A 265-nucleotide genomic window follows, 5' to 3' on the forward strand; every position below is an offset into this window, starting at 1 on the left:
CCGTGGACTGCAGGACCTGCGCATCCGACATCCGCAGCAGCAGCGATCCGCCGCTCCCCCCGACGATCGTCGTCGCACGGCCCTCCGGCTTCGGCAGGGTCGTCGGCCGACCGCCGATCGTGGTCCGGACGACCTCCGGACCGGTGTCCGTCTGCCCGACCGAGGCCACGTCCGCGTCACTGACCCACGTGGCACCGACGGCGTCCTCGGACGCAGCCTGCACCCGGACCGGGGACCCGAGGGAGGTCGGGACGCGGTCGCGGTC

General features: G+C 74.3%; 1 protein-coding gene. It reads right to left on the bottom strand.

Going from position 1 to position 265, the window contains the following annotated elements; genetic code table 11:
• On the bottom strand, positions 1-265 hold a 265-nt coding region (locus I59_RS22615), incomplete at both ends, for an LpqB family beta-propeller domain-containing protein (protein WP_042726487.1).

The organism is Curtobacterium sp. B8, from assembly GCF_000333315.1.
GTDB lineage: Bacteria > Actinomycetota > Actinomycetes > Actinomycetales > Microbacteriaceae > Curtobacterium > Curtobacterium luteum.